The following is a 7,394-nucleotide window of genomic DNA, read 5'->3' as shown; positions in this document are numbered from 1 at the left end:
GTTGATATGCAGGTCCAACCGCTTCTCCTCCAGCTTGAAAGTCACATCGTCCACCATCCACGGCGGAACCAACCCCAACGCCAAGGTAAACAGCTTGTCTTCGTCCATCATTAACCTTCCCTAGATCAGCAATGCCCTAAGACTACCGTACCCTCGTATCCACTCCAAGTAGCGAGGAGCCGATATATGGGGGAATTGGCGAGCTTGATGGTTTTGGCTACCAAAATCGGATCAAGCCGAATGAGCCGCGCAGCTTCGTCCAGGCTTGCATCTTCTTTTTGCAGCAAGTCCATGAGCGCTAACGTGCTTTGCGAAGGAGAAGGACAATTACCTTTTTCTAGCTGCGGCAAAAAAGCTTCAATAAGCATTATGATGCGTCCCTTTCCATGGTCTAAATTGGCTTATTTTAAACTGGATGCCCAGTTCATTGCATCCAGTGAAGCGGTCGTGATTTCTGCAAGTGGAAGTCCCAGTTTTTTTCCCATTTCTTTAACAGTGTCAAGATCTCCATGCTCTGCTGCTTCAATAAGTCCAAGTACGGCACCGTCTTCGCCCTCATGATAAATAAGCGCCTTGCGCATTTCATCGGAAATTTTTAATTCATTCAACAGATCTGGCAGTGGCTGCTTTAGATAGACATCCAGCAGCGACAACATACCTGCGAGAAAGCTGCGATGGATAGTGGCTGGCTGATCATCGAGGACTGGAGATTTTTCTCTGAGAATTTCAGCAAATTTGGCGCGGGTTGCGGCCATAGTGAGAATGGATGATTTTTGTGTACCCCGGCTGGCAAACAGCAGCAAAGTCAGCCAGCGTTGCAGGGGGTGACGTCCAAGCAAAATAAGGGCCTGGCGAATGCTTTCTATTTCTTGACCACGTGTCATTCCAGCAGAGTTCAAATAGCGTAAAAGTTGATAAGAAAGGCCGGGATCACGACGGAAAGCTTCTTCTATGTCACTGACGGGGTTTTCTTCGAGGAGCAGATTGAGCAAATTGAAAATGGTATGTTGATTGGAGGTCAGGGTTTTCCCTTTAACGATTTCCGGCTCCATGTAGTAGAAGCCCTGACTGTAATCGACGCCTGCCTCAAAGCAGCGTCGAGCCAAAACGGCCGTTTCCACGCGCGTGGCAACTATTGCAGGATGTCGAGGGAGCTTGGAGTTTTTGATTTGCCTGATCCAAGCTTCCCATTGTTCCGGCGTGTTGTTCAAACAGTCGATTTTGATGAAGTCCACAATTTTGAGTAATGCCAGATGCCAAGGGGAGCCTTCGAAACGATCCAGGGCCAGGCGAAAACCCAGTTTTTGTAACTGCAGCAGGTGGCTGAGGAACTCACGGCTGGGTGCTTCGGTAATGGTGAACTCGGGTATGACTTGTCGGGCGGGAAACAATTCCAGGCTTTTCTCGTCAAAATTGCTGTTGGTGAAATTGATGAAGGCCGGCTTTCCGCCGAGCAGGCTTTCAAGATTGTAAACGCTGAAAGTTTTGATCAGAACTCGGGCAGAGCAAAGAAAGGGATCTTCCATTGGGCCGCTACTTTCATTGCGCGCAAAAAGCTCATAGCCGATGATTTCATCTTGGCGTCCGAGGATGGCTTGCCGGGCCACCAGTTCTTGACTTTCTTCAGGGGAAATTGAGTTTTGGGAGTTTAGGCTCATTTTGTTAACACATCCTCGACACTTTAATGTTACGGCAATTAGGCAATTTTCTGGAATCTAGCAACCCTGTGGATAATCATTATGGCGCAATACCGATAGCTGCACGAGCAGAATCAAGAAGTCCTAAAGTTTTATCTACTTCGTGCCGTAAGAACTTTGACTGCTTTAAATTTGATACAACGCTCCAGGATGGATAAATAAATGGTATCGAAAGCTCTTGTTAATGCCTTTGGACGGGCTGTTCAAGTTTTGAATTATCAGTTGTGAAAAATCACATGCGCCTGATCCGAAGTGGTGCACAATTTGCCGTTCAGGTTTTTGGTGGACCTTTAGTCAAACATCATCGGCCTTCAGTGGATGTGCTGTTTCGTTCGGTGGCTCAGGTAGCTGGCCGGAATGCCTGGGGCGTGATCATGACCGGAATGGGAGATGACGGTGCCCAGGGATTGCTGGAGATGCATCAGGCGGGAGCGCGCACCATTGCCCAGAATGAATCCAGTTGCGTGGTTTTCGGGATGCCCAAGGAAGCGATAAAACTCGGTGGGGTTGATGAAGTGGTAGCCCTGACCCATATTGCCAGCCGCTTGCCGCGATCCATAGAAGAGGCGCGCTGATGATAACAACTTCTCAGGGCTTGGCTGATGAAAATTCCGTCATGCCGGAACCGTTGAAAAAGCTCATACTGATGTCGCGGCGCATTCAAAAACGGCAGCATATTTTTATCCTGTCAATTTTGCTGGTTTTTTCGAGTCTGGTTGGCCTGACGGTTTTCAGCATAGAGAGCTGGCAACAGCACTTGCTGGATCGTTCCCGGCTGCGCACTCAGGAAGCAGCCATGCGCCTGGCCGAAAGCTTTTCCAGCAATCTCGCTGCCATGATTCAGATGCATATGCGTGACTTACAGTTTATGACGAGTTTGCCGACCGGGGAGCTAAGCCCCGATCTGCTGCGTCGTTTTAACAATATGCACCCCTGGCTTTCGGGAGTGGCCTGCCGTTCGGCTGATGCTTCGCATAAATCCCCGCTGGCGGTAGATTATCCGCTGGATTTCAATATGTTGCTATCAGATGGCGTCAATACCTGGAAAGGCGGAGTAGACCGCCCCTTTGTGGACAAGAAGGGGCTGCTGCATATTCCTCTGCGTATTTTTGCGTTATCTGCCCAGCCAACCGGCAAGCATTTTTATAGAATTTGTCAGGCGGACTTGTTTTTTGGCAACCAGCATGCCAGTGCCAGCCCGGAGCATGCGCACATGCTGCTGCTTCTGGACGGTCAACACCATGTCCTCGCTCAATGGATGAATGGACACTGGCAACAGGCAGGCGATATTCCTGAGGCCTGGGCCACCCATCTGGAGATCCCGGTTCGCAGTACACCGTGGACGATGCAGGTGCGCTGGGATTCTCAACCACTCCCTGATCTTCAGCATTTACTGGATCGTCTGGATATCTGGACAGTATTGCTACTAGCTGCTGAATCTGGACTGGCTTTGGTCGCCTTGATCTGGATGTATCGGCGTTTTGTGGAAAGCCGTTATCAGCGGGCGCATCAAGCCTTACATGAAATGGTAAATGAGGCGCAAGATGTTGATGAAATCTATCAGGGCCTGGTGCAGCTTAGTGTGTTAGGTACAGGGGCGTTAGCGGCCTATGTGGCTGTGCCTGATGAAAAACAGGGCATTTTATCCGTGGTGGCGGCTTCGGCCCGTAAACCAGGGCTTGCTGGGACGCTCCGGCATCTTCCCCTGAGTCTCGATCCGGAGAATTTACCTTGGGGGCAACTCCTGCCCTCTCTGGCGTATCGTCTACAATGCCGGGTGACTCCGCGAACCCCTCATATTTCCGGCATGATGACCAAGGCGATGGTTGCTTATCCACAATTGCGGGGTTTTCGGGAGGTTATCGCCTGGCCGGTCATGGCGGCAAGATCGCCTTTTCCAGTAGCCATTTTTGTGCTGGAAATAACCCGTCTGACCCGCTGGCTTTTTGGCCGAAGTTTAATTGTGCATTGGGAATCTTTGTTGCACGATCTCGAAAGCTATAAGGAAAAAATACAAGCGATAAAAGAGAAGGAGCGCCTGCTGCAGACGGATGCATTAACCGGATTACCGAACCGGTCCCATTTTACCACGCTCGTTACAAATAGTCTGAACACTGTCAGTGAAGCTCAGTCATTATTTGGTTTGGCCTTGCTGGATATGGACATGTTTAATGAGATCAATACTTCTTTCAGTTCACTGGAAGCGGATCAATGTTTACAGGAAATTGCCTGTCAATTACAGGGAGTGCTGCCCCAAACTGATGATATCCTGGCGCGTGTCGGTGGTGATGAGTTCGGGCTTTTCATTAAATTAAACGATGCAGATCACGCTATTTCAATCGGAGAAGAGATTCTGAAAGCTGTTCAGAATTCGGCACGCAAAATATTGGACTCGACTTTATCTACGTCTATTGGCTGGGCGATGTTTCCGGCAGATGGACAAGATGTTTATACGCTGATAGCCCAGGCCGATGAAGCGCTGGCCGAAGCCAAGCGCCAGGGCGGAAATGCTTTTAAGTTTTTTGCAGGAGAAGTCTCTCGCCGTGCGAAGCAAAGGCTGTGGGTACGACGGGATTTTCCATGTGCTTTGCACAAGGGGGATGTTCATTTTTTCCTGCAGCCCAAAGCCGATATGCTGAAAGGCTGTTTGACCGGCGTGGAAATGCTGGCGCGCTGGTGTCCAGCACATGCTCACTGGATTGGACCCGGCAAATTTATGCCTTATGTCGAAGAAAATGCCCACCTGGTTAGAATGTTAGGCTGTTGGGCCCTGGAAGAAGCCGCGCGCTTAGGCAAGCGCATGCGCTCAGAAGGTCTGGAGTTGCAGATTTCGCTGAATATAGGGGCCAAACATTTTCTTGATCCCGCATTTATGCAGGATATTGAACAGTTGTGTCCTGATGGTAAGGGTTTTACCTTGGAAATTACCGAAACAGCTTCTGTTATCGGGCGTAAATCTGCGCGTCCAGTTATGGAATGGTGCCAAATGCGCGGATTCAAGTTATCCATGGATGATTTTGGGACCGGATACTCTTCACTGCTTTCTGTTGCCCGTTTACGCTTCGATGAGTTGAAGCTGGATCAGAGTTTTATTCGGGCATTCCGTGAGGATATCGCCAGTTTTGGTGTGGCGGGAGCCAGTCACCTGCTCAGCCAGCTGACGGACTGCGATTTGGTTGCAGAGGGTATATCCACTCCAGATGAGCTTCATTTGTGGCTACAACTTGGTGGTCGCTATATTCAGGGATACCTTCTTTCTCCTCCGCTGCCGGAAAATGCCTTTTTTACCTGGCGAGATTGCCTGATTCCGCCGGTGCTCCGTTCGGTACGAACGGTAGGCCTCCAGGATATGGCTGGTCTCTGGCAGGAAATTCATGCATAGCTCAGAACTGACGACAGCTATCATGGGTGCTGATAAGATAATGCATATTCTGGATCAGAGCAGGTTTTTATGACGGAACAAATTCATGAAATGCGTCGCCATCTGTTTTCCGAACGTTATCGTGTTACCGCCTCGGTAAAAGCATCAGGTATCCTGGAAAATGTATGGCGGGAACATATTTTCTGTACCTTGTGGCTGGATGACCAGTCTCAGAGTTATAACACACTGTTGCTGGACATAAAGTCGGAAAGTGAATTACACATTGATGTGCCTTTGAATTTTCCGAAACAGATTGAAGCTGGCTTGCAAGTCACGGTACTTTCCCGGGTAGATGGGGTGATCAGTGGTTTTCGGAGCCAAATATTGCGTCAAGAAGAATCTGACATTGTTCTGCATTATCCCGATGCGATTTATCAGTTACAGCGTCGTCAGCTTTTTCGGGTACCTCCCACCGTACAGGATCCCGATGAGGTGGAAATTTATCGTCAGGGTGCCTTGATGGTTTCTGGACGTATGCAGGATATCAGTGCCGGAGGAATCCGGATTATGAGTCGCTGTCCCAAGGATCTGCCTTTTCAGCCCAGCGAAATTTTATCTCAGTTGGTATTTAAAATTCGCGACAGTGATCCTTTGCACATGCCGGCAGTTATTCGTTTCGTGGACAATCATGTTGCGGGTGCTACCGGCGTCATTCTGGGTGTGGAGTTTCAAAATCCACCGGCCGCCGATCAGGAAAAAGTGGCCCAATATGTGCAAACCCGTGATCGGGAAATATTGAGGATGCTGGGTATTGGACTGCGCAGTTCAGGAAAACAGCAACCTTCATCCTGGGGCGGTAAAATAAAAAGCTGGTGGAAAAGCTGACGGTTGAGATGCCTGAAGAAATACGCGCATGAATTCCACGAATCTGGAAACGGCATACACGATCAGAGTGGTGGAAACAGCTCTGAATCATGCCACGGCAATATCGCTATCTCATAGCCTGCTGCCGGGAAATACGCTGAGTGCAAAAGTCTTACAATCGGGCGATCAGCAAACCATGCTTGCGGTAGCCGGAAAGACGCTGGCCTTTGAATTGCCGGGCCACTGGTCAGCAGGGCAGGAAGTACAGTTGACCTACCTGGGTGGCAGTAATAATCCCAAGTTTTTGCTGATGAGTCATTTGGCAGCAGTGCGTAGTGACCAGGTGGCTTTATCGGATACTGCGCAGTCCTTACGCGATCTGGCCCAGACCGGGAAACCGGCTGCGCAACTCGTTCATACTGCGGCTATGTTGGCGCCGAATGAGACGTCTCCGGCCAATATTGCGAATTTTTTACAGAGCAGCTTGCAGCAGAGTGGTATTTTTTACGAAAGCCATCTGGCCGCGTGGAATCAGGGTCAATGGACCACACAAAACTTGTTGGCCGAACCACAAAATGCGGCCAGACCCATGACTGACACAGCCGCCAGTACCATGCACAACCCTGTTCCGCCTTCCACTCAAAAGGGCGCAACCGAATTAGCACCAGCGAATGAAAATGCGTCGCGAGCCACATTGTCATCTCTTCCTTTTTCTGCAGGTGACACCAGCAAGACGGTAAACCAAGGTGCTGCAACATATGCGCAAATTGCCGACTTGAATAAATCGGGCGCGTTATTTTTATCCAGCAACGCAAATGCCGCTTCCATGCAGATTTTGGGTCAACAAATCCAGGTGTTGAATCAGCAGCAGTTTGTCTGGACGGGGCCTCTTTGGCCGGGTCAGAACGTGAGCTGGTTGGTGAGGCGTCGTGATGGAGATGGTGAAGAGCCTTCTCAAGCGGGTGAAGAGGTTCCCTCCCGGCGCTGGGATAGTACCCTGATTCTGGATCTGCCCAAGCTTGGGCACGTGGAAGCCCGTCTGCAATTAGACAAATCTACCTTGCATCTGGTTCTCACTGCAGATCAGGCCGCTTTACTACGGGCGCACGGAGGCGAGCTGACCCAATCCTTGCAGAATTTGGGTCTACAGGTTTCGACGCCGCAGATTCGTCCGGTGGATGATTCCGTACATGGATAAACCTAAAAGTGCAGTGGCTCTGCGTTATCAGGCAGAAGATGCAGCACCTACTCTGATTGCCAAGGGGCAGGGTCTGGTAGCTGAGCAAATTATTGCCAGAGCGCGAGAGGCCGGGATATTTGTCCATGAATCCAAGGAGCTGGTTAGTCTGCTCATGCAGCTGGACCTGGATCAACAAATACCAACTCAGCTCTATCAGGCTGTAGCCGAGGTGTTGGCCTGGGTTTATAAAATTGAGCGTGGCATGTAATTCGTTTTATTGTTAGAGTCGTCC

Annotated in this window: 7 protein-coding genes; 5 read left to right on the top strand and 2 right to left on the bottom strand. The window is 50.0% G+C overall.

The features are described from left to right. Nucleotides 1–125: 125 nt before the first annotated feature. Both H7F08_RS11875 and H7F08_RS11870 read right to left on the bottom strand, forming a co-directional pair. Nucleotides 126–368, bottom strand: a complete 243-nt coding sequence (locus tag H7F08_RS11875; protein WP_193640649.1) for an HDOD domain-containing protein — start codon at nucleotides 366–368, stop codon at nucleotides 126–128. 33 nt (nucleotides 369–401) lie between these two features. Continuing rightward, nucleotides 402–1,658, bottom strand: coding sequence for an EAL and HDOD domain-containing protein (locus H7F08_RS11870; RefSeq protein WP_031569733.1), 1,257 nt, complete (start codon nucleotides 1,656–1,658; stop codon nucleotides 402–404). A 275-nt stretch (nucleotides 1,659–1,933) separates the two neighbouring features. Here H7F08_RS11870 and H7F08_RS11865 point away from each other — a divergent pair, with 275 nt between their 5' ends. From H7F08_RS11865 to H7F08_RS11845, 5 genes are all read left to right on the top strand, one after another. Beyond that, nucleotides 1,934–2,272, top strand: coding sequence for a chemotaxis protein CheB (locus H7F08_RS11865; RefSeq protein ID WP_051690459.1), 339 nt, complete (start codon nucleotides 1,934–1,936; stop codon nucleotides 2,270–2,272). Continuing rightward, a complete protein-coding gene (locus tag H7F08_RS11860; RefSeq protein ID WP_193640648.1) occupies nucleotides 2,272–5,079 on the top strand; it encodes a putative bifunctional diguanylate cyclase/phosphodiesterase in 2,808 nt (935 codons plus the stop codon). Before H7F08_RS11865 ends, H7F08_RS11860 begins: the two co-directional genes overlap by 1 nt. Before the next feature lie 69 nt (nucleotides 5,080–5,148). Continuing rightward, nucleotides 5,149–5,943: a flagellar brake protein gene (locus tag H7F08_RS11855; protein WP_193640647.1), complete on the top strand. Its 795-nt coding sequence runs from the start codon at nucleotides 5,149–5,151 to the stop codon at nucleotides 5,941–5,943. A 28-nt stretch (nucleotides 5,944–5,971) separates the two neighbouring features. Beyond that, nucleotides 5,972–7,120 (top strand): flagellar hook-length control protein FliK, encoded by a 1,149-nt coding sequence (locus H7F08_RS11850; protein WP_193640646.1) that lies wholly within the window; start codon nucleotides 5,972–5,974, stop codon nucleotides 7,118–7,120. Next, nucleotides 7,113–7,370: an EscU/YscU/HrcU family type III secretion system export apparatus switch protein gene (locus H7F08_RS11845; RefSeq protein WP_193640645.1), complete on the top strand. Its 258-nt coding sequence runs from the start codon at nucleotides 7,113–7,115 to the stop codon at nucleotides 7,368–7,370. Before H7F08_RS11850 ends, H7F08_RS11845 begins: the two co-directional genes overlap by 8 nt. The last annotated feature ends 24 nt before the right edge of the window (nucleotides 7,371–7,394 follow it).

Source organism: Acidithiobacillus sp. HP-11 (assembly GCF_015100075.1).
In the GTDB taxonomy this organism is placed as follows: Bacteria; Pseudomonadota; Gammaproteobacteria; order Acidithiobacillales; family Acidithiobacillaceae; genus Acidithiobacillus; species Acidithiobacillus thiooxidans.
This window is presented reverse-complemented; position numbering and strand designations above follow the sequence as displayed.

What these genes read in the sequence shown, in the direction of transcription:
- H7F08_RS11875 (WP_193640649.1), bottom strand. Translation starts at nt 368, where the DNA reads ATGCTTATTGAAGCTTTTTTGCCGCAGCTAGAAAAAGGTAATTGTCCT.
- H7F08_RS11870 (WP_031569733.1), bottom strand. Translation starts at nt 1,658, where the DNA reads ATGAGCCTAAACTCCCAAAACTCAATTTCCCCTGAAGAAAGTCAAGAA.
- H7F08_RS11865 (WP_051690459.1), top strand. Translation starts at nt 1,934, where the DNA reads ATGCGCCTGATCCGAAGTGGTGCACAATTTGCCGTTCAGGTTTTTGGT.
- H7F08_RS11860 (WP_193640648.1), top strand. Translation starts at nt 2,272, where the DNA reads ATGATAACAACTTCTCAGGGCTTGGCTGATGAAAATTCCGTCATGCCG.
- H7F08_RS11855 (WP_193640647.1), top strand. Translation starts at nt 5,149, where the DNA reads ATGACGGAACAAATTCATGAAATGCGTCGCCATCTGTTTTCCGAACGT.
- H7F08_RS11850 (WP_193640646.1), top strand. Translation starts at nt 5,972, where the DNA reads ATGAATTCCACGAATCTGGAAACGGCATACACGATCAGAGTGGTGGAA.
- H7F08_RS11845 (WP_193640645.1), top strand. Translation starts at nt 7,113, where the DNA reads ATGGATAAACCTAAAAGTGCAGTGGCTCTGCGTTATCAGGCAGAAGAT.